Source organism: Bacillus sp. JJ783 (genome assembly GCF_036963225.1).
GTDB lineage: Bacteria > Bacillota > Bacilli > Bacillales > Bacillaceae_G > Bacillus_A > Bacillus_A cereus_U.
This window is the reverse complement of sequence record NZ_JBALMG010000036.1, coordinates 1-19,451: the sequence shown is the minus strand read 5'-3', so window position 1 is coordinate 19,451 and position 19,451 is coordinate 1. Positions and strand designations below refer to the sequence as shown.

Here is a 19,451-nt window from a genome sequence, read left to right as displayed (position 1 = left end):
TATGCGACAGTTTAGTTTTAATCAAACGTTTGTTTAAAACTAAGCTTTCAGTACCTTAATCCCTTTTACGATATTCCAAACGAAGTAGTATAAGCTAATGATTCCGCAAATGCATAAGACGATGATTGCTCCAATTCCAAGTGTTACGTCAGGTTGATCAGATCCGATGCCCATAATTCCTAAAATAACTAACCCAATAAATGAAGCGATGCTTGGAATGATATGTGTCCATAGAGCACGTTTTGCATGTGGTTTCGTTTCAGAATCGCCCACAATCCACACGATAATAGGGAATAAGATAGGCGCGAATAGTACACTAAAGTATGATAAAGCTGCTAATATTTTGTTTCCGTTCATATATATCACCTCATAAGTAATGTCCGTTGTTATACCTTTAGTATGCAGTAAATTTGGTAAGCTTCCTATCGATTAACATTACAAGAACGTGACGTTTTTGTAAGATTTTCTGTTTAAATGATAAAATTTTCAAAAAAATCTTTTTAAATGAAAATTGTTGTGATAAAATTAATGAAAACGTTTTCTTGAACGTTTTATATTTTTTAGACTTAAAGGTATGATGACCTGATAGTCTATTGATAAGGTTATATCTATTTAAAAGGGGATTCTTTAGGGGGAGAGAACAATGAACACATGGACACAAGTTTACGATCCGTTCGGTAACATTTGGATTTCGGCAGCAGTCGCACTTATTCCAATCATCTTTTTTTTCTTAGCTTTAGCAGTTTTCCGCATGAAGGGGTATGTGGCAGGATTTATTACAGTTGTATTAACGATTTTGGTGGCGTTATTTGCGTATGAAATGCCATTCACAATGGCGATGGCAGCGACCGGATACGGTTTCTTATACGGATTATGGCCAATTGCGTGGATTATCATTATGTCAGTATTTTTATATAAAATTTCTGTGAAAACAGGTCAATTTGATGTCATTCGTGCATCTGTATTATCCATTACGAATGACCATCGTTTACTCGTTATTTTAATCGGGTTTTCATTTGGAGCATTTTTGGAAGGGGCAGCAGGATTTGGTGCACCAGTAGCGATTACGGCAGCTCTTCTTGCAGGTCTTGGGCTAAATCCTTTATATGCAGCAGGTCTTTGTTTAATCGCAAATACTGCACCAGTAGCATTCGGAGCGATGGGGATTCCGATTACAGTTGCTGGACAAGTAACAGGCATTGATCCACATAAAATTGGACAAATGGCTGGGCATCAATTACCGTTCTTATCTTTATTTGTTCCGTTCTTTATCGTATTTTTAATGGATGGCTTTAAAGGAGTAAGACAAACGTGGCCTGCTTTATTTGTAGCGGGTAGTTCATTTGCAATTACACAGTTTATTACAGCGACGTTTTTAGGGCCAGAACTTCCGGATATTACGTCAGCGCTTGTAAGTTTAGTAAGTTTATCGCTATTCTTAAAAGTTTGGCAGCCGAAAGAAATTTATCAGTCTAAAGAAGCGAATAGTGAAGTAGCAGCAACAACGGCGACATCTATGCCGAAACTAACAGTAGGAAAAGTAGTAAAAGCATGGTCTCCGTTCATTATTTTAACTGTGATGGTAGTCATTTGGAGCCAAAGTTTCTTTAAAGCATTATTCGCTCCGGGCGGTGCTTTAGAAAGTCTCGTATTTAAATTTGAAGTTCCAGGCTTGCACAATTTAGTAATGAAAGCAGAGCCAATTGTAAATAAACCAACACCTTATGAAGCAATCTTGAAATTAGATGTTTTATCAGCGACTGGAACAGCAATTTTAATTGCTTGTATCATTTCTATCTTTATTTTGAAAATGAGTGCAAAAGATGCAGTAGCAACATTTAAAGAAACGTTAAACGAACTAAAAATGCCAATTCTATCTATTGGATTCGTATTAGGATTCGCATTTATCGCAAACTATTCTGGTTTATCTTCTACATTAGCGTTAGCACTTGCAGGAACTGGCGGACTATTCCCGTTCTTCTCACCATTCTTAGGCTGGATTGGGGTATTCTTAACAGGATCAGATACGTCAGCGAACGCACTGTTCTCGAATTTACAAGCAATTACAGCGCAGCAAGTCGGTGTATCTGAAGTGCTTCTCGTTGCAGCAAATACAACGGGCGGTGTAACAGGTAAAATGATTTCTCCGCAATCAATTGCGATTGCTTGTGCGGCAGTTGGACTTGCTGGGAAAGAGTCAGATTTGTTCCGCTTTACATTGAAGCATAGTTTATTCTTCGTTACTATTATTGGGATTATGACGTATGTGCAGGCTTATTATTTAACGTGGATGATTCCGTAAGAGGTTCTAGAGCAAGCGATATTATTAATAAGATAGGTAAAGAAAGGGCAGAAAGGAAAAGTTCTTTTCTGCCCATTTTTGTCCTTATGAGAAAATATTATGTTATTTTATTTTTTTCCACAGCTGTTGGATAAATTCATATGTTCAATAAATAATTTCTTACCAATTTTATGTTTATGCTCTTCTAATGTTCTTTGTATTGCAGCACCTGTCTGACTTTCAAAACTATCATGTAATTCGTTGCTTATATTTTTTAGTTGCTGGTCCATATTATTAAAAAGTGCTAAATTTTTGCGTAGTAACAACTGATTTTCGATTATTACTTCATTTGTTTTTGAGGATACTTCTGTTTTTAAAAATGCTCTGTGCATTTGTTTTTCTAATTGTTTCTTTTCGGCTAATAATTTATCCATGACATGATCTGCCATGTCCCCTATGGCATGCTCAATTTCCTTTTCTATCTTTTTAATTTCTCCTATAAAATCAATCATATTATCGCCCCACTAACCCTTTATAGTCAGCACCTAATTGCTGGTCTTTATCACGCAATGAATTGGCCGCAGAGCAAATTTCATCACTCAAATATGATAATGTTTGTAGTTCTTTCTGTAAGAGAATCATTAAATGTTCCGCTAAACTTGCATTATGAAAATAATCCTTCCCATTTTGTCTCATTTTTGCAATCTCTGCGATTGTATCATCTACCTCGTATTCTTCTAGCAAGTGATATTTACCACCTGGGCCTGTCTCACCTTTTAATTGATTTTTTAACTTTTGGATTGCTTCTTCTTCTTTTCTTTGAAATTCTTCTATATTTCGTATAACATCTCGTAATATATAACTAACGGTTTGCAGTTTTTTTCCTTGTTGTATAATTTCATCTGGTTCTAATTGTAATGTAATATTTCCGTTGGAGTGAAACATACCTTTAAATGTATCCGCGGGATGCTCACCCATAAATAGAAGACCAAGTAAACCATGAGAAGTTCCATTACTTTTTACTGTATACTGTCTACCTATCATTTTAGCGCCAAATTGTGTGAAATTGCCTACTGCGTCTTTCTTATGAGTGTAATCTATTATTTTGTTATTTAGTTCTCCTGAATCTACTCTTTCTTTTGCTTCATTACTTAGTAATTTGTAAATATTTGGTGCGGCATAAGTTGTTGCATAAAAGTTTCTTTCTGATGCTACATAGTGAGCCTCAGCAGCACCTTTGCTATGTCCAGTAGCATGAATATAAGTTGGTTTGTATGTTCGATTTACGTGATCTACAAATTCTAAAGAGCTATCAAATGATGTAGGTTCAAATTTTACTTCCTGTGTTGCAGTGTTTAGCTTATATTTTTTGGGATTTCCTATTGAAATTTGATTTATATCTATAGTAAAATCTCCATCAAATTTGCCGAACTCTGTTCCTCGGAATGCAAAAATTATATTTTCATAATGCTTTTTATTTGGTTCATAATCTTTTGCAGGTACAACAGCGATTGCTTGTAATCCATTGTTTACTTTTTCCTTATCTGCATCAATGGATTCTACAACCCTCCATACTTTACCATTAGCCCCTTCTATTGCAGCACCTTGGTGTAAATAATCGTCATTATAAACATTGTCAGATAACTTGAAATAATCTTCGTCTGTTGCAATTGGATTTTTTTTCAATTCATTCATATGTTTCCACCCGTTTCATGATATATTTTTATTATCTTCACATATAAGGGGATTTTTAATGAAAAAGAAATTATTTGTTTTTTTATCCATTATTTGTATTGTAACAGGAGGATACGTGACGATGGAATATGTAAAGAACAAAGATAAAGAAGAGCAGTTTTGGAAAGAACAAGAAGCGAGAATAGAAAAATATATTCATTATAATATTAAAGAGGTAAAATCGATTACATTTAAAGAGCGTAGTGTGACTCCGATGGGTGTTCCTCATATATCTGGGTACATAAACGAAAATAAAGAATTATGGTTCGATGCAAGTATTAGCACTACGAAAGAGTTTGAAAGAGACTTTGGGTGCTCTGGGGAATTATATGATAATTATGTGAAAAAACCAGCAAAATCCGTATCTGAAATTGAAAAGGAAGAGAAGCATAAACAGTCGGAATAAATGTTTTTAATAAAAAATCATCTGTTTGTCAGTATAGGATGAAATTATATTGATTATTAAAATGCAGGATTACTGAAAATTAGTAAAAGAAATAACCTTTGCATTTTTCAGGTTATAGGTTATGATGGGAAAGTATTGAAAATTAAATCAGTGATAAACTAGGGGTGCCTAACGTATGCGTAGGCTGAGAGAGAAGCGTGTGAACTTCTTAACCCTTTGGACCTGATCTGGCTCGTACCAGCGTAGGGAAGTTAATGGCTTTACATAATTATGTCTTTATGAGCCAGGTCCTTATTTTTTTATGGACCTGGCTCTTTTTATTTTGGCATACGCTGGCCATATCTCGTCCTTGTCACGAACAGGGGGCAATAAAGGTTATGAAACAGTCTGTTTCTGCTGAGCAAATTGAATTGAAATCGAGTTTACCAGGAAGTAAGAAAGTGTATGTGGATGGGCCACGCGCGGGTATGAAGGTGCCGATGCGCGAGATTGAACAAAGCGATACGAACGGTGTTCAAAATCCGCCACTCCGTGTGTATGATACGAGTGGACCTTATACAGATCCAGAGTATAAAGTGGAGCTGGAAAAAGGGATTCCAACGCCGCGCCACTCTTGGACCCTGGGGCGTGGTGATGTAGAAGAATACGAAGGGCGCGAAGTAAAACCAGAGGATGACGGTGTGAAAGTGGCTTCAAAACATACACCTGTTTTCCCGCAAATGGACCGTAAGCCGCTTAGAGCGAAGCAAGGTGCAAATGTTTCGCAAATGCATTATGCGCGTAATGGCATTATTACGTCTGAGATGGAATATGTTGCGATTCGTGAAGGGGTAGAGCCTGAATTTGTTCGTAAGGAGATTGCAGAAGGTCGTGCGATTTTGCCGGCGAACATTAATCATCCTGAAGCGGAACCGATGATAATTGGACGTAATTTTCACGTAAAGGTAAATGCAAATATCGGAAACTCTGCTGTATCGTCTTCTATTGCAGAAGAAGTAGAGAAGATGACGTGGGCGACTCGCTGGGGTGCAGATACGATTATGGATTTATCTACAGGCAAAAATATTCATACAACACGTGAGTGGATTATTCGTAATGCTCCGGTACCAGTTGGAACTGTGCCAATTTATCAAGCGCTTGAAAAAGTAAACGGAATTGCAGAGGATTTAACGTGGGAAGTATACCGTGATACGTTAATTGAGCAGGCGGAGCAAGGCGTGGATTACTTCACGATTCACGCTGGTGTATTACTTCGTTACATTCCAATTACTGCAAAGCGTATGACAGGTATTGTTTCGCGCGGTGGTTCGATTATGGCACAGTGGTGTTTATTCCATCATAAAGAAAACTTCCTATATACTCATTTTGAAGAGATTTGTGAAATTATGAAGCAGTACGATGTTTCGTTCTCTCTTGGAGATGGATTACGTCCAGGTTCTATTGCAGATGCAAATGACGAAGCACAGTTTTCAGAACTTGAAACACTTGGTGAATTAACGAAAATTGCTTGGAAACATGATGTGCAAGTTATGATTGAAGGACCTGGGCATGTACCAATGCACTTAATTAAAGAGAATATGGAGAAAGAACTTGATATTTGTCAGGGCGCGCCGTTCTATACACTTGGGCCGTTAACGACAGATATTGCACCAGGTTATGATCATATTACTTCAGCGATTGGTGCTGCGATGATCGGCTGGTTTGGAACGGCGATGCTTTGTTATGTAACTCCGAAAGAACATTTAGGCTTACCGAACAAAGATGATGTTCGCGAAGGGGTTATTACGTACAAAATCGCTGCGCATGCAGCCGATCTTGCGAAAGGGCATAAAACGGCTCATCAGCGTGATGATGCACTTTCAAAAGCACGATTTGAATTCCGCTGGCGCGATCAATTTAATTTATCTTTAGATCCTGAGCGCGCGATGGAGTATCATGATGAAACATTGCCAGCAGAAGGAGCGAAAACAGCTCATTTCTGTTCGATGTGTGGACCGAAATTTTGTAGTATGAGAATTTCACATGATATTCGTGAATATGCGAAAGAAAATGATTTAGAAACGACAGAAGCAATTGAAAAAGGAATGAAAGAGAAAGCGGTAGAATTTAAAGAAACTGGTAGTCACTTATATCAATAATACGTTACACCTCTTTACTTGATTGATCACACTGTACCTAACTTAAATATAGAAGAAGCCCCCTTTGCTAAGACGGTAGCAAAGGGGGCTTCTGTTGTCTATAAGGAGAAGAATAAGTGTACCCAGTAGTATAAGAGGAATAATGTGACGACTGTTGTGAGTGGGATTACGATGAGAGATACGCTTAAATAATCCTTCCATTTCACTTTAATTTTGTTTTGTCTTAGTATATACATCCAAATGAGGGAAGCTAGCGTACCGATTGGTAATAATAGTGAACCGATGTCACTACCAATGATATTTGCGAGATAGATAGTTTTTAATGTGACTGGATCTAGGCCCATTTCCGTTAACGTAATGGTACCAATCATAAGTGCAGGGTGGTTATTGAAGACGTTAGAGAGGAGGGAAACGAGTCCGCCCATTGCAAAGCTGGCATAGAGTAGATGCTGACTTACAACTGGTTCGAGCCAACTTACAAGTGCCGCTGTTAATCCTGCGTTATGAAGCCCGTAAATAATTACATACATAGAGAAAGCGAAAATTAAAATGTGCCACGGTGTCTTTTTCAAAATATCGACTGGGTTTGTTCGTAAGTAGTACCATCTCCAGATGAGAAGAACGAGTGAACCGAGTACAGCAACAATTTCGATTGGAATCGATAAGAAGGATGCAACGAATAGAAGACAGCGCATAAGGAAGACGAAGCCTAATACTTTTAACATGAATTTTGTACGTTTTTGTTTTGTATCAACAGAATTTTTTCCTTTTAACGGATGGAAGTTTTTCGTGAAGAAAATTTCTTCGATATCATATGAAGAAACAGGTAATCTTTTTGGTAGCTTTTTCTTTAAAACCGCGTACATGAGCCATGACATAAACAATAATCCTAGTGTTGCGGGTACAAACATCATAGCAGTATGCATATAAAGAGTCATATGGACGATATTTAAGGCGATTAAGTTTACGATATTACTTACACCAATTGGTGCACTAGATGCAGTGGCGATTAAAGCACCGCTTAATAAATAAGGGATTTGTTGATGAGGTTTTAATCGAAGGTTTCTCAGTAGTAAAATTAGGATTGGCGTTGTAATTAAAATACTACCGTCGTTATTGAATAAAAGAGTCATAAGAAAACAAAGTAATTGAATATACCAGTATAAACGGCGACCGGAGCCCTTTGCTAAATTTGCAAGTTTTGCTGCGGACCAGTGGAAGAAGCCGAAGCTTTCTAATATAACCGCCATAACGATGGTCGCTAATATTGTTATGGAGGCACCGCCGATTTTACTTATAATGTCCATGACGTCTGGTTTCGATACAAGTCCAGTAATGAGGATAATGCCAGCGCCAATTGCTGCCGGCCATGCCTCATTTAAGCCACGGGGTCGCCAAAAGACAACAATCATTGTTAAGAAGAATACAATAATAGTAATCCATATTTCAATGCTCATATTTAACCTACCTTTCTATTTTCCCTTGAACAAATGTAGCTTGTCTCAAGTTTATATTGCTAGTATATTCAGCAGGAAATAAGAAGAACTAGGCATATAATGGAATGGCGTGAATATGTGTTTTTTGAGCTATAGGACAAGTATCATTGGTAGTGTAATAACTATTAGGAGAGACGTCTAATAAATGAGGGGCATTCTATGTACGAATGCCCCTCATTTATCCCGCTATTTGTGGGCAGTAAGACTCCCGCCTCAAAATTCGGCTGGAGCAAAGAAGTTAGGTGGGAGCCCTGTTGCCCGTAAACGCCCGATTGGTGAAGGCTAATAATCAGTGGGGGATGAATCCCCCCACTGATTAAAGTTTCACTTTATTATTTTTCCTTCAAAAAAGTTCGATCCTTCAAGAATAAATTCCAGAAGAAAATGAATCCGGGTAGTAAAATTGCAATCCCGATTGCGTAAAGAATAAGAAGTGCATAGAATGTTTCGACCGTCGTAAAGCTTGTAAATACAGTTACATCCGGATAAATGATATACGGTAAATGGGCGACGCCGTAAGCGTAGCTTGCAAATGCATATTGAGCGACGACAGCTAAAACTGCAATGCGAGGAAATCCTAGTGTGCCATACTTCTTATTTGTCCACCAAAGGGAGGAATATCCGATAACAAATAAAATGATAGAGACTGTAAACCATGGGAATTGCTTTATTAGTCCTTGCATAAGCCAGTGTGTTTCAGGGTCCATTACAACGAGAGCGATGATAGCAGTCACGAGCGTTGCAGGACCAAGTATGATGGCATTTCTCCTATAAATTCGGTACGTATCTTCAGAACCTTGTTCCCTAGCAAAATCAGCAAGAAAGAGAGAGGATAGAAATAGTTCCGAAGTTAGTCCAAAGAGCATATAACAATAAATAACGGGACTAGAAAGAAGTTTTCCGTAAAGGAGCACCTCTTTTCCTTCAGACATCGTAATATAGGCACCTTCTGTAACGGGTAGCACGGTAATTAATAGAGCTGGGATTAAGAGCCCTGTAATACCTGAAATAATACGAAGAAGGTGTTGGTACTTTGGCAGGGAGTAAGCGAATACCATAAATGTACTGCGAATCGCAACGAGTACTAAAATTAACATAACTGGTACAAACATAACCGTTGCCAGGGTAAAGGCTGCTTTCGGAAAGAAACCGAGAAAAGCGACAACGACAAAGACAAGAAACGTATTTGTTACTTCCCAAGTTGGTGATAAGTACCGATTAGCAAGCTTGGCAGCAAGCGTCGGGTGTTTAGCGTATACCATGCCCCAAAAACCAGCCCCAAAATCAATAGACCCTAGTATGCTATATACGAAAATAAGAGCCCATAAGATGATGATTGCAATGCTTTCCTCATGCACGAGAATCGCCTCCTTCGTGATGTAAATCATTCTTTAACGGATGTTTCTTAAAGAATGTCCGTAGTACAAAGACTGTTAAAATACCGAGTCCAATATACAAAATGATGAATAAAACAAATAAAGGACCGACGAAATCAGCGCGTGTAGAAGCATCGACCGTGCGTTGCATGCCATAAATTGTCCATGGCTGACGACCACTACAACTAAAAATCCATCCGAATTCAATACCGAGCAACATAACGGGTCCACATGCGGCAGCTCCCCAAAGAAGCCACTTCGGTAACTCTACTCCTTTTTTTCGGTAAACAAAGTGCCAATATAAGAGGGCAATAGTTGCAACTGCAAAGGTAAAGGCAGCAGTGCCGACCATTAAGTTGAACAGTGTATGTGTGTAAAATGGTGGCCACGTTTCTTGCGGGAATTCCTTTAGACCTTTTACAACGGTGCTAGGGTCTAGTCCCACTAATAAGCTAAGCATGTTCGGAATTTCAAGGGCATAGTTTAGTTCAAGTGTGTTAGGATCCACAACCCCGCCAAGCGATAACGGAGCGTGGGATGTCGTTTCAAACAAAGCTTCAGCAGATGCTAGTTTTTCAGGTGAATGTTTATGTAAGGCAATAGCAGATTCGTGTCCTGAAAGCCACATCGTAGCACCAGTGATAAATGTAACGACAAGCCCTAACAGTAATCCTTTTTTATGGTAAGCAATTTCACGCGCACTTAAATTTTTCTTTAATAATTTAAATCCAGCGATAGAAGCGATAACAGCTGCTCCAGTTGTATAGGCTGTAATAACGACATGGAATGCACTTGTGCCAAAGCTTGGATTAAAGAAAGCTTTCCACGGATCAACGTTAAAAACTGAGCCATCTGGCCCCATTGAAAAGCCCGCAGGTGTGTTCATCCATGTATTTGCTGATGTAATAAGCACGGCGGATGCAGTGGCACCAATCATAACGAAAAATAGCGAGATTAATCTCATAACTGGAGGTAGTTTATCAGCTGCATATACATAAATAGACATGAATAAAGCCTCTAAAAAGAAGGCGAAAATCTCAATTTGAAACGGAACGGAAATAACTTGACCAACAATTTTGGCGAAACCAGGCCAAAGAAGTGAAATTTGTACACCAACAATTGTTCCAGTTGGAATTGCTACACCGAGAAGGATAGCAAAAGCCTTTGTCCATCTTTTTGCCATAATGGCATAGTCGGAATCTTTCTTCCAGTGATAGAGTATTTCACTTATAAAAATCATTAAAGAAAGCCCGACTCCAAGCGTTGCAAAGATGATGTGGAATGCTAATGAAGAACCAAAAAATGCCCTTGCTAATGTTACGGTATCCATATGTATACTCCTCTTCTTTTTTGCCATTATTTTCTGATTGAATTGGAAGATTTATTCAAAAAACTGCCAAAAATATATATGTATTTAAAAAATGAGTATGGTAATATAATGCTGGAATGTTCCGAAAAGAAAGAAATTAAAATTTGATAATATTTTATTTGTTTTTTAGGTCTGAATCTTTTATAATCTTTTATGCGAACGTAAGTTCTGTTTCCAGGGTGAAGAAGTTTATGTGAAATGGAGAGGGTGTTTTATGTATCCTGAAGTCATTAAAAAGATGGCATTTTCAAGAGAGCATAGAGATTTATTATTAAAGTTGTATAATAAAGAAATTACGCGTCGTGAATATGATCGACTTGTGGAATCGCTATATAGACCTTCTAAAGAGGCTTGCGAAGGATAAGGTGGGAGAGACAATCTAAAGGATTGTCTTTTTTATATTTGCGTATGTTCTGGTAAAATTAAGGTTAGCCTTAAAAGGAGGTGAAAAGCTTGCGAAAACGTTTATATATAGGGTTTGGAGTTGTTTTCTTAATCGTATTAGTCGGAATTGTATTTTGGTCGGCTTTACAAGGAAACCGTACGGAGCATTTTATTTTAAGGCATATGGTAAATGAAAATGGGACACTTGCAACGTACCGTTTAGAGGATACAAAGGCAGGAATGGGTGAAGCGAAGGGCCGTGAAGCTTTATCAGAATCGGCAGGACTATGGTTACAATATACGCTTGATAAAGATGATCAGTCACTATTTGATGAGCAAGTAAAGGTCATTCAAAATAATTTTGTACATAAGGAACACATCGTTTTATGGAAAATCTCTGAAAAGGGAGAAATGCAGTCAGCCACAAATGCACTTATAGATGATCTTCGTATTATTGAACAATTATATCGTGCTTATGAAATGTATAAGGAAGAGCGCTATAAAAACCTTGCTGATCAATTGAGCAATGCTGTACTTCATTATAATAAAAAAGATAATTATTACGTGGATTATTATGATGCAGATGCAGGTAAACAAAATAAGTTTACAACAACATCCTACATAAATCCTCATGCATTCTCTTATATGAAAAAGTACGGAAAAATTTCTGCACAGCAGTATCAGGAAGTTGTTCAGTTTTTAGCTGATTATCCGAGAGAGGGTTGGGCATTTCCGAAGGAGTATAAAGAAGATGGTACATTTACGTACGATAAAGAAGTGAATCTTATTGATCAATCATACGTTGCTTATCATCGCAGTTTAGGCGGTCTTTCATCAGATGCTTATTTAGAATTTATAAAGAAGAAATTTCGCGAAGACGGAAAGTTATACGGACGTTATAACTTAGAAACGGGAAAACAAGCTGTGAACTATGAATCACCAGCATCTTACGGATTAACAATTTTGTACGTACTACAAACAGGTGATACAAAGTTTGCGAAGGAATTGTATGAGCGGATGACTACATTCCGAAATGATAATGTATTTAGTAGATATTATGGTGGATATGTAACAGGTGAGAATAATAATACACATATTTTCGATAACGTATTACCGCTTCTAGCTGAAATGGAATTGGAGAAGAGTAAAAAATAGAGTGCCACCCTAGGGGTGGCACTTTTTTCTTATTTCTTTTCCATAACTGCAAAGTAATTATTTTCATTATCGGCGAAGTTAAATGCTCTACCAGTAGGTAAATCTACAACTTGTCCAACTGTGACATTTTTCTCAGAAAGATCTTTATAAAGTTGATCTAAGTTATTAGAGAAGAACATGAGTGAAGGTGTATTTAAGTTTAATTCAGGCTGCATCTTTGCGATTAACGCTTTATCGTGAAGGACGATGCTTGTTCCTGCTTCGTTTGTCGGCGCAATTTCAATCCATCGGAATCCTTGGCCGTTATTTTCTTCAGCAACGATATGAAACCCTACTTTTTCTGTCCAAAATTGTACTGCCTCATCTTGATTGTTTACATATAACATAATTTGTCCAATTTGATTAATCATAGGTGTCTCCTGCTTTCTTTTCTTATATGTGTATTAGTATATCAAATATATGGTTTAAATACTTTTTCATGATTTTTCCGAATGGCAATCTTCGCCCATTTCATATTTGTCGTAGGGGAAGGTCCTGTAACCCATGTATGAAATGGTAGTGTACTGCAAATGACCATTGTGAATATAGAAAGTACGGCTGTTACTGAAAATAGTAATAGACTATATACTATTGTATTTTCTTGTAGTGCAAATAGAGAAAGAAACTTTGTGCCTATATGTAAAAAGAAAAAGTGGGCTAAATAGGCGCCGTACGTATAGTTTCCGATAAATTTTAACGTTTTATATAATAAGCCTCTTCGTTTTACAATCATAATAGATAACACGTACAGTATCATAATTTCGCATACTATATATAGAAACATAGATGGTTTTAAATAGGTAGAAACGGTTAAATGAATAGAATTGGCGCCGTAAAAACTAAATAACTCATAATTGATGAATAAAAATAAGATGAAAAATAAGATTGTTATAAGCGGAATATGTTTCATGACAAATATACGCCAAGTTTGTAATGCTACAGCAGCTATTCCTCCCATGACGAAATAGAATGAGTAGAAGAAGAAGGAACGATCTGTATAATGTAAAATGGTTGAACTAGTCAGTTTCTCTCCATTAAAAATGTAGTGAGAAGAGTACCACATTAAGAAGAAATATAGACAAGCGAAAATGGTCATATATTTATATATGTCTTTTTTATTTTCTGTTCGTTTTTGAAACCAATAAAATAGTGTGCATAGTAACGGGAACAATAAGTGAATTTGGAACATCATAATAACGTACCAAAGATGAGGTGCAGCTGTTCCGAGTAATAAACTTTTTAGTCCGCCTTGTAGTGTAATGACATCGTTTGTTGTTACTAGATAAAGAATAGACCAGAAGAAATAAGGGATGAGTAAATGTGTGGCTTTTTCATAAATATATTCTTTGTAAACGAGTTGCTTCGTATATTGCCGAATTAAATGGAAGCCGACGATAAATATGAATGCAGGTGCTGAAAATTTTGCAAGATTAAATAGCATACCCATAATGAGGGATTGCTCGAGTAAGACATTTCCTTGATTCATTGTATATAATAAGGAACTTTGCAAAACGACAGCAAGAAATGCAATGCTTTGCAAAACTTTAAATTCTGGTGCGCTTTGTGTCATTGTGTCCATCTCCTTTTCCATACATGATTATAGTACGGAGAAAGGATGAAAGGTGTGGAATATTTGTGAAGATTATAACAAATTTGTGGCGGGAGGGGATTATACTAACGGTTTTGCTAATATATCTATCGTAATTTCAAATATATCAACGATTTTTCCGATATATCGATTCACTGACAAATAACAACAAAAAGAGGATGCTCAAAGCGGGCATCCTCTTTCTATATATTAAGCAAATTTATTTTTGATCCAGTTTTTACCTTCTACAAGACGAGCTGTCATTACGGCACAAGCGTTATCTCCTGTTACGTTTAACACTGTTGCAGGAGGATCGATGATTGTACTAATTGCGGCGATAATTGGCAATGCTTCTGGTGGGAATCCGTATAGAGAAACGATTAACATTTCACCAATCATACCTCCGCCCGGAATAGCACCCATTACTGTTCCTACTAATAGAGAAACAACAAGTGCAATTGCTAATGTTTTCGGTCCTTCGAATTCCATGTTGAAAATACCGAATAAGAAAGAAATTTTTAATACCCCGCCTAAAACAGATCCGTCTTTATGAAGTGTAGATCCAAGAAGGACAACTGTTTCACGAACGTCAGAAGAAATACCCATTTTCTTCGTTGCTTCTAAGTTCGCTGGAATACTTGCGGCACTACTACAAGTTGCAAGTGATGTAACTGTAGGAGAGACCATGTTCTTCCAAAATACTTGTACACCTTGTTTGCGACCTGCAAGGTACGCATAGAATGTAAAGAATACAAAGAAGTAAATAAGAGAAGCCGGATAGTATACCATTGCTGCTCGGAAGTAAGTTCCAAGAAGTTGTGGTCCGAATTCACCAACTAATGCTGCGAAGTAGGCAGCTAGTCCGATTGGAGCGTAGTACATAATGAAAGATACAACTTTCATTGAAATTTCTGCACCAGCTTGTAAGAATGTAGCGAATGGTTTCCCTTTTTCACCAACTGCTGAAGTTGCAACCCCCATTAAGATAGAGAAGAAAATAAGAGCTAGCATGTTCTCACGAGATAGTAACTTTGAAAAGTCTGATACTGTTAGGATACCAACAATTTGATCAGCAACGCTAACTGCTTTTTCAGCTTTATCAGGCTGCGTTAGTTCTAATACAACACCTTGTGCTGGCGGGAATACTTTCACGATAATAATCATAAAAATAGCAGCTAAAATACTTGTAAATAAGAAAGTTCCAGCCATACTAGACATAATTTTACCGAAACGTTTTAATCCATCCATATTAGCAATAGATGACGCGATGCTAAAGAACACTAACGGTACAACAATCGTAAACATTAAGTTTAAGAAAATGTCACCAAGCGGCTTTAAAGCAACTGCATCGGCACCCATGAAATAACCAATGAAACCACCAATTAGGATAGAAGATAATAAAATAAGCGGAAAGCGATATGCCTTCATAAATATACCCTCCTATCGATTATAAAAAATCATACTGAATCATTATAGCGAGTTAGAGACTTCTTTACTAGGAAAATACGGATAGATGGAATAGCGTGAAAACCGAGAAATTTTTGTTTTTAAGCTCGGCATACAGTTAGAAATCTAGACATATATATTTGTAACCTAGTGGTGGCAAGGGCTGCACCATAACTTAGGTTTAGAAAAAGAGGGAGGGAAACAGGATGAATATTTTGCTTTGCTGTGCAGCGGGAATGTCTTCCAGTTTGATAGTTACAAAAATGGAGAAAGCGGTACAGGCAAGGGGGATAGAGGTAAAGATTTGGGCTGTATCAGGTTCAGAAGTGCGAGAGCATATCGATGATGCGGATGTACTTTTACTTGGACCACAAGTACGTTATTTATTACCGAAAATGAAAGAATTATGTAAGGAGAAAGGAATACCTGTTGATGTCATTCAATCTGTCCATTATGGGCTTTGTAATGGAGAAGCTATCTTGCAAGCAGCTTTGTCAATGAAACCATGAGGAGAGTGGGATAGATGATTGGATTTTTAGAGAAATATGTGATGCCAGTAGCAGGAAAGGTTGCAGAGCAGAGACATTTGCAAGCGATTCGTGATGGGATTATTTTGACGATGCCTTTCTTGATTATCGGATCTTTTTTTCTAATTATTAGCGCTTTACCCATACCAGGGTATAATGATTTTATGGCAGGATTGTTTGGGGAGAGTTGGCAAAAGGCTTTGGGGTATCCAGTTAGCGCAACATTTAATATAATGTCTTTAATAGCCACTTTTGGAATCGCTTACAGACTTGGAGGATACTATAAGGTCGATGCATTAGCGGCAGGGGCGTTATCACTTGTGACATTCTTACTTGCAACTCCATTTCAAGTTGCATATATAATACCAAGTACGAAGGAAAGTGTACTTATAGAAGGGGCTATACCAGCTGTATTAATGGGAAGCCAAGGGTTATTCGTTGCGATGATTATAGCACTTATATCTACTGAACTTTATAGATTTATTGTACAAAAAAAGCTGATTATAAAAATGCCAGAAACGGTACCGCCAGCTGTGACACGTTCGTTTGCAGCGCTCGTTCCAGGATTTATTGTTGTAACTGTTATTTGGATCTTGCGCTTAATGATAGAAAACACTTCTTTCGGCAGCATCCATAATATTGTGGGAAAAATTTTACAAGAACCACTTAGTGCACTTGGTGCCAGTCTTTGGGGCGCAGTAATAGCCGTTATTATTGTCCATGTACTTTGGGCATGTGGAATTCATGGCGCTGCAATTGTTGGCGGTGTAATGAGCCCGATTTGGTTGTCGTTAATGGACCAAAACCGAATTGCTTTTCAGGCTGGTCAAGACGTACCGAATACGATTACTGCGCAGTTCTTTGACTTATGGATTTATATGGGCGGTTCTGGCGCAACACTTGCTTTAGTTGTAGGAATGTTATTATTTGCGCGAAGTCAGCAATTGAAAAGTTTAGGACGATTGTCGATTGCACCTGGTATTTTTAACATTAATGAAATGGTGACTTTTGGAATGCCGATTGTAATGAACCCACTTTTACTTATTCCATTTATACTGGTTCCAGTCGTGTTAACGGTTGTTTCTTATTTTGCAATGGAATGGGGATGGGTTGCACGTCCGAGCGGAGCTGCTGTACCTTGGACTACACCTATTCTGTTTAGTGGATATTTAGGGTCAGGCGGGAAAATTTCAGGGGTTGTTTTGCAACTCGTTAACTTTGCGCTTGCATTCTTTATTTACTTACCATTCTTAAAAATATGGGATAAACAAAAAGTAGCGGAAGAAAAGGGGGAGTAAAGAAATAAAATGGATACGATAGAGACGAAAGTTTTTCATTTAATCTTGCACGGGGGAAATGCGAGAAGTTGTTCAATGGAAGCAATTGATTGTGCTAAGCGCGGTGAATTTAAGGAAGCGGAAGCTAAATTACAAGAAGCGTTAAATGAATTGCAAGAGGCGCACCGCTTACAAACAGAGCTCATACAGAAAGAAGCTGGCGGGGAAAAGACAGAAGTTACCCTGCTGATGGTACATGCGCAAGATCATTTAATGAACGCAATTACAGTGAAGGAATTGGCGAGTGAGTTTGTAGAATTATATAGGAAGATGTGAGTAGCTGAATGAACCTTGCGTATGCAAGGTTTTTTTATGTTTTTAAAAGAGACAGTTATGACGAAAAGAGGGCCATTTACGCATGACTGCATGTGTTATTTACAGGTTTATGTAAAAATGAAAATGTAAAGTGGGCTTCATTATATGGTTTATGATGACTTTATATTGGAAACGAAAAATAGCAAAATTAAATCATCAATTAAGATAAAGTGAAACTTTAATCAGTGGGGGTTTTGTTCATCCCCCACTGATTATTAGCCTTCACCAATCTGGCGTTTACGGGCAGTGGATCTCCCACCTAACTTCTTTGCTCCAGCCGAATTTTGAGGTGGGAGTTTTACTGCCCGGCGAATAGCGGGGTGAATAGAATATGTATGTGTGCTTACCATCAGTGGAGTGTTATAAGTTCCACTGATGGTATTTTTATATTAACAAGCCTCCTTCTTCATGGTGGAAATGGGGATGATAACTAATCGATAGTAATAAATTCTCCTACACCACGAATTAATTTTTTTATATGCATACGTTCTGGTTTTAACACGCTTATTATAGAATCAATAGCTTTTTGAGGATCAACAGATGTGCCACAAGTATAACAATCAATTGCTGCAAATTTCTTTTCGGGATAAGTGTGAATCGAGAGATGGCTTTCTGATAATAAAATTAATACCGTAACTCCATATGGGTGGAATTCCTTGCTACTTACATTTAAAACGTGGGCACCAGAGCGATTCGCAGCGGCAACTAAATGATGTTCTAAAAAATGAATATCATTTAATAGAGAAAAATCTACGCCCCATAAATCTACTATTATATGACGCCCAAACGTAGAATATTCCATATACTTTCCCTTCCTTGTCAAAATATTATTAGAACTTCATTTCTTGTTGATAGCAATGATGTAGAGTAAGGTCCGATTCTGAATTTAAAACGGCATTATTGCGGTGCTCTAAATGTTCTTCTTTAAATTGAAATAAAGGAGCAAGAAGAGAAGGTAATGTTCGAGGAACTGGTACTACGTATAATTGTTCAATTTGATCAAGTACAAACGAGGAGTTAGCAGCAATATGAAATCCCCAGTCAGTTCCGAAAGAAGGAACAATTATATGATAGCTTTTTACAATTAATCCGGCATGTTCAATTGTGTTACCAATACTCCAATATACAAGAGGTGCATCAGCAGGCGAATTAGATTGGCAGACAAATGCGCCATCCTCTGTTAGGAACGTAGCTATACGAGCAAAAATTTCACTTGTATATAAAGTGCTTAATAACTCTGTCGCTGGATCCGGAAAATCAATAATAATTACATCGTATAAAGAGGAAGGAGATTTCAGAAATTCTTTTGCGTCACATACATGTACATTTGCACGATCATCAAAAAATGCCTGTTGGTTTAAAGAAACTAATTCTGGAACATTGCGAGCCATCTTAATCATTTCTTCGTCTAAGTCCACGAGGTCTACATGGATAACCGTTTCATATTTTAAAACCTCTCTTAAAGCAAGACCATCGCCACCGCCTAATATGAGAACACGCTTTGGATCTATTACCTTTGACATAATCGGATGAACTAGTGCTTCATGATAGATTTGCTCATCGACGGAACTAAATTGTAGTTGCTTATCCAAATATAGACGGATATCACTTACTTGTAGTAAATTAATGTTTTGATAATTGCTTTTTTCTTCAAATAAACTTGTATGTTCGCCAGCTTGTATTTCTTTTAGTGAAATTTCATCCCATATATCTAAGCTGTACGAATCTGTTGGTACTATTATTACATTTTCCGATTGTACTTGCTTATCGTCTTCGTCCTGTTTATCTTGCTTATCTTGCTTATCTTGTTTATCTGGTTTGTCTTGCTTGTCTTGTTTATCTTGTTTGTCTTGTTTATCT

Annotated in this window: 20 protein-coding genes and 1 riboswitch; of the genes, 9 read left to right on the top strand and 11 right to left on the bottom strand. The window is 37.4% G+C overall.

The genetic code is table 11. From position 1 onward, the window contains the following. Positions 1–39: 39 nt before the first annotated feature. Positions 40–357 (bottom strand): DUF4870 domain-containing protein, encoded by a 318-nt coding sequence (locus V7038_RS07310; protein WP_002112931.1) that lies wholly within the window; start codon positions 355–357, stop codon positions 40–42. Between the two features lie 286 nt (positions 358–643). Here V7038_RS07310 and lldP point away from each other — a divergent pair, with 286 nt between their 5' ends. Beyond that, the gene (gene lldP, locus V7038_RS07305; protein WP_283746940.1) at positions 644–2,302 is read left to right on the top strand and encodes an L-lactate permease; all 1,659 of its coding nucleotides are present in this window, start codon (positions 644–646) and stop codon (positions 2,300–2,302) included. A gap of 107 nt (positions 2,303–2,409) precedes the next feature. Here the strand turns inward: lldP and V7038_RS07300 are convergent, their stop codons facing one another. Both V7038_RS07300 and V7038_RS07295 read right to left on the bottom strand, forming a co-directional pair. Next, a complete protein-coding gene (locus V7038_RS07300) occupies positions 2,410–2,793 on the bottom strand; it encodes a hypothetical protein (RefSeq protein ID WP_002112927.1) in 384 nt (127 codons plus the stop codon). Between the two features lies 1 nt (position 2,794). Next, positions 2,795–3,976, bottom strand: coding sequence for a hypothetical protein (locus tag V7038_RS07295; RefSeq protein ID WP_070140124.1), 1,182 nt, complete (start codon positions 3,974–3,976; stop codon positions 2,795–2,797). 58 nt (positions 3,977–4,034) lie between these two features. On the opposite strand from V7038_RS07295, the gene V7038_RS07290 reads away from it, so the two are divergent. Both V7038_RS07290 and thiC read left to right on the top strand, forming a co-directional pair. Further along, positions 4,035–4,421, top strand: a complete 387-nt coding sequence (locus V7038_RS07290) for a DUF1433 domain-containing protein (protein ID WP_033714062.1) — start codon at positions 4,035–4,037, stop codon at positions 4,419–4,421. Positions 4,422–4,571: 150 nt separating this feature from the next. Then, positions 4,572–4,687: riboswitch (TPP riboswitch) on the top strand. 111 nt (positions 4,688–4,798) lie between these two features. After that, entirely contained in the window at positions 4,799–6,559 is a 1,761-nt protein-coding gene (gene thiC / locus V7038_RS07285; RefSeq protein WP_002112922.1) for a phosphomethylpyrimidine synthase ThiC, read from the top strand. A 98-nt stretch (positions 6,560–6,657) separates the two neighbouring features. On the opposite strand, the gene V7038_RS07280 is transcribed toward thiC, so the two are convergent. Next, complete coding sequence (locus V7038_RS07280; RefSeq protein ID WP_002112919.1) at positions 6,658–8,016, bottom strand: arsenic transporter; 1,359 nt, start codon at positions 8,014–8,016, stop codon at positions 6,658–6,660. Between the two features lie 184 nt (positions 8,017–8,200). On the opposite strand from V7038_RS07280, the gene V7038_RS07275 reads away from it, so the two are divergent. Next, positions 8,201–8,341 (top strand): hypothetical protein, encoded by a 141-nt coding sequence (locus V7038_RS07275; protein WP_002112917.1) that lies wholly within the window; start codon positions 8,201–8,203, stop codon positions 8,339–8,341. Between the two features lie 46 nt (positions 8,342–8,387). On the opposite strand, the gene V7038_RS07270 is transcribed toward V7038_RS07275, so the two are convergent. Both V7038_RS07270 and cydA read right to left on the bottom strand, forming a co-directional pair. Then, on the bottom strand, positions 8,388–9,413 hold the full coding sequence (locus V7038_RS07270; protein WP_002089640.1) for a cytochrome d ubiquinol oxidase subunit II: 1,026 nt from the start codon (positions 9,411–9,413) through the stop codon (positions 8,388–8,390). Beyond that, a complete protein-coding gene (gene cydA / locus V7038_RS07265; RefSeq protein ID WP_002112915.1) occupies positions 9,406–10,761 on the bottom strand; it encodes a cytochrome ubiquinol oxidase subunit I in 1,356 nt (451 codons plus the stop codon). The genes V7038_RS07270 and cydA overlap by 8 nt, the downstream gene beginning before the upstream one ends. Before the next feature lie 253 nt (positions 10,762–11,014). Between cydA and V7038_RS07260 the strand changes: the two genes are divergently transcribed. Beyond that, a complete protein-coding gene (locus tag V7038_RS07260) occupies positions 11,015–11,164 on the top strand; it encodes a hypothetical protein (protein WP_002016173.1) in 150 nt (49 codons plus the stop codon). Between the two features lie 89 nt (positions 11,165–11,253). Beyond that, positions 11,254–12,339: a hypothetical protein gene (locus V7038_RS07255; RefSeq protein ID WP_002112913.1), complete on the top strand. Its 1,086-nt coding sequence runs from the start codon at positions 11,254–11,256 to the stop codon at positions 12,337–12,339. 29 nt (positions 12,340–12,368) lie between these two features. Here V7038_RS07255 and V7038_RS07250 read toward each other — a convergent pair whose 3' ends face one another. The 3 genes from V7038_RS07250 to V7038_RS07240 form a co-directional block, all read right to left on the bottom strand. Continuing rightward, on the bottom strand, positions 12,369–12,749 hold the full coding sequence (locus V7038_RS07250; protein WP_002112910.1) for a VOC family protein: 381 nt from the start codon (positions 12,747–12,749) through the stop codon (positions 12,369–12,371). A gap of 41 nt (positions 12,750–12,790) precedes the next feature. Further along, positions 12,791–13,948 carry an acyltransferase gene (locus V7038_RS07245; protein WP_070168176.1) on the bottom strand — a complete coding sequence of 386 codons (1,158 nt, stop codon included), beginning with the start codon at positions 13,946–13,948 and terminating at the stop codon, positions 12,791–12,793. 228 nt (positions 13,949–14,176) lie between these two features. After that, a complete protein-coding gene (locus tag V7038_RS07240; protein ID WP_002112907.1) occupies positions 14,177–15,394 on the bottom strand; it encodes a dicarboxylate/amino acid:cation symporter in 1,218 nt (405 codons plus the stop codon). A 224-nt stretch (positions 15,395–15,618) separates the two neighbouring features. Here V7038_RS07240 and V7038_RS07235 point away from each other — a divergent pair, with 224 nt between their 5' ends. From V7038_RS07235 to V7038_RS07225, 3 genes are read left to right on the top strand one after another with little or no spacing between them, the layout of a single operon-like run. Continuing rightward, positions 15,619–15,921 (top strand): PTS sugar transporter subunit IIB, encoded by a 303-nt coding sequence (locus V7038_RS07235; protein ID WP_335469676.1) that lies wholly within the window; start codon positions 15,619–15,621, stop codon positions 15,919–15,921. Positions 15,922–15,935: 14 nt separating this feature from the next. After that, positions 15,936–17,237, top strand: coding sequence for a PTS cellobiose transporter subunit IIC (gene celB, locus V7038_RS07230; RefSeq protein ID WP_070129182.1), 1,302 nt, complete (start codon positions 15,936–15,938; stop codon positions 17,235–17,237). Between the two features lie 9 nt (positions 17,238–17,246). Next, positions 17,247–17,552, top strand: a complete 306-nt coding sequence (locus V7038_RS07225) for a PTS lactose/cellobiose transporter subunit IIA (RefSeq protein WP_002112903.1) — start codon at positions 17,247–17,249, stop codon at positions 17,550–17,552. Positions 17,553–18,021: 469 nt separating this feature from the next. Here V7038_RS07225 and speD read toward each other — a convergent pair whose 3' ends face one another. Then, positions 18,022–18,393 (bottom strand): adenosylmethionine decarboxylase, encoded by a 372-nt coding sequence (speD, locus tag V7038_RS07220; protein WP_002112902.1) that lies wholly within the window; start codon positions 18,391–18,393, stop codon positions 18,022–18,024. Between the two features lie 28 nt (positions 18,394–18,421). Continuing rightward, positions 18,422–19,451 (bottom strand): polyamine aminopropyltransferase (locus V7038_RS07215; RefSeq protein ID WP_335469673.1); only part of this gene is annotated, 1,030 nt, incomplete at its 5' end.

What these genes read in the sequence shown, in the direction of transcription:
- V7038_RS07300 (WP_002112927.1), bottom strand. Translation starts at nt 2,793, where the DNA reads ATGATTGATTTTATAGGAGAAATTAAAAAGATAGAAAAGGAAATTGAG.
- thiC (WP_002112922.1), top strand. Translation starts at nt 4,799, where the DNA reads ATGAAACAGTCTGTTTCTGCTGAGCAAATTGAATTGAAATCGAGTTTA.
- lldP (WP_283746940.1), top strand. Translation starts at nt 644, where the DNA reads ATGAACACATGGACACAAGTTTACGATCCGTTCGGTAACATTTGGATT.
- V7038_RS07235 (WP_335469676.1), top strand. Translation starts at nt 15,619, where the DNA reads ATGAATATTTTGCTTTGCTGTGCAGCGGGAATGTCTTCCAGTTTGATA.
- V7038_RS07280 (WP_002112919.1), bottom strand. Translation starts at nt 8,016, where the DNA reads ATGAGCATTGAAATATGGATTACTATTATTGTATTCTTCTTAACAATG.
- celB (WP_070129182.1), top strand. Translation starts at nt 15,936, where the DNA reads ATGATTGGATTTTTAGAGAAATATGTGATGCCAGTAGCAGGAAAGGTT.
- V7038_RS07225 (WP_002112903.1), top strand. Translation starts at nt 17,247, where the DNA reads ATGGATACGATAGAGACGAAAGTTTTTCATTTAATCTTGCACGGGGGA.
- speD (WP_002112902.1), bottom strand. Translation starts at nt 18,393, where the DNA reads ATGGAATATTCTACGTTTGGGCGTCATATAATAGTAGATTTATGGGGC.
- V7038_RS07250 (WP_002112910.1), bottom strand. Translation starts at nt 12,749, where the DNA reads ATGATTAATCAAATTGGACAAATTATGTTATATGTAAACAATCAAGAT.
- V7038_RS07290 (WP_033714062.1), top strand. Translation starts at nt 4,035, where the DNA reads ATGAAAAAGAAATTATTTGTTTTTTTATCCATTATTTGTATTGTAACA.
- V7038_RS07245 (WP_070168176.1), bottom strand. Translation starts at nt 13,948, where the DNA reads ATGACACAAAGCGCACCAGAATTTAAAGTTTTGCAAAGCATTGCATTT.
- cydA (WP_002112915.1), bottom strand. Translation starts at nt 10,761, where the DNA reads ATGGATACCGTAACATTAGCAAGGGCATTTTTTGGTTCTTCATTAGCA.
- V7038_RS07260 (WP_002016173.1), top strand. Translation starts at nt 11,015, where the DNA reads ATGTATCCTGAAGTCATTAAAAAGATGGCATTTTCAAGAGAGCATAGA.
- V7038_RS07310 (WP_002112931.1), bottom strand. Translation starts at nt 357, where the DNA reads ATGAACGGAAACAAAATATTAGCAGCTTTATCATACTTTAGTGTACTA.
- V7038_RS07240 (WP_002112907.1), bottom strand. Translation starts at nt 15,394, where the DNA reads ATGAAGGCATATCGCTTTCCGCTTATTTTATTATCTTCTATCCTAATT.
- V7038_RS07295 (WP_070140124.1), bottom strand. Translation starts at nt 3,976, where the DNA reads ATGAATGAATTGAAAAAAAATCCAATTGCAACAGACGAAGATTATTTC.
- V7038_RS07275 (WP_002112917.1), top strand. Translation starts at nt 8,201, where the DNA reads ATGAGGGGCATTCTATGTACGAATGCCCCTCATTTATCCCGCTATTTG.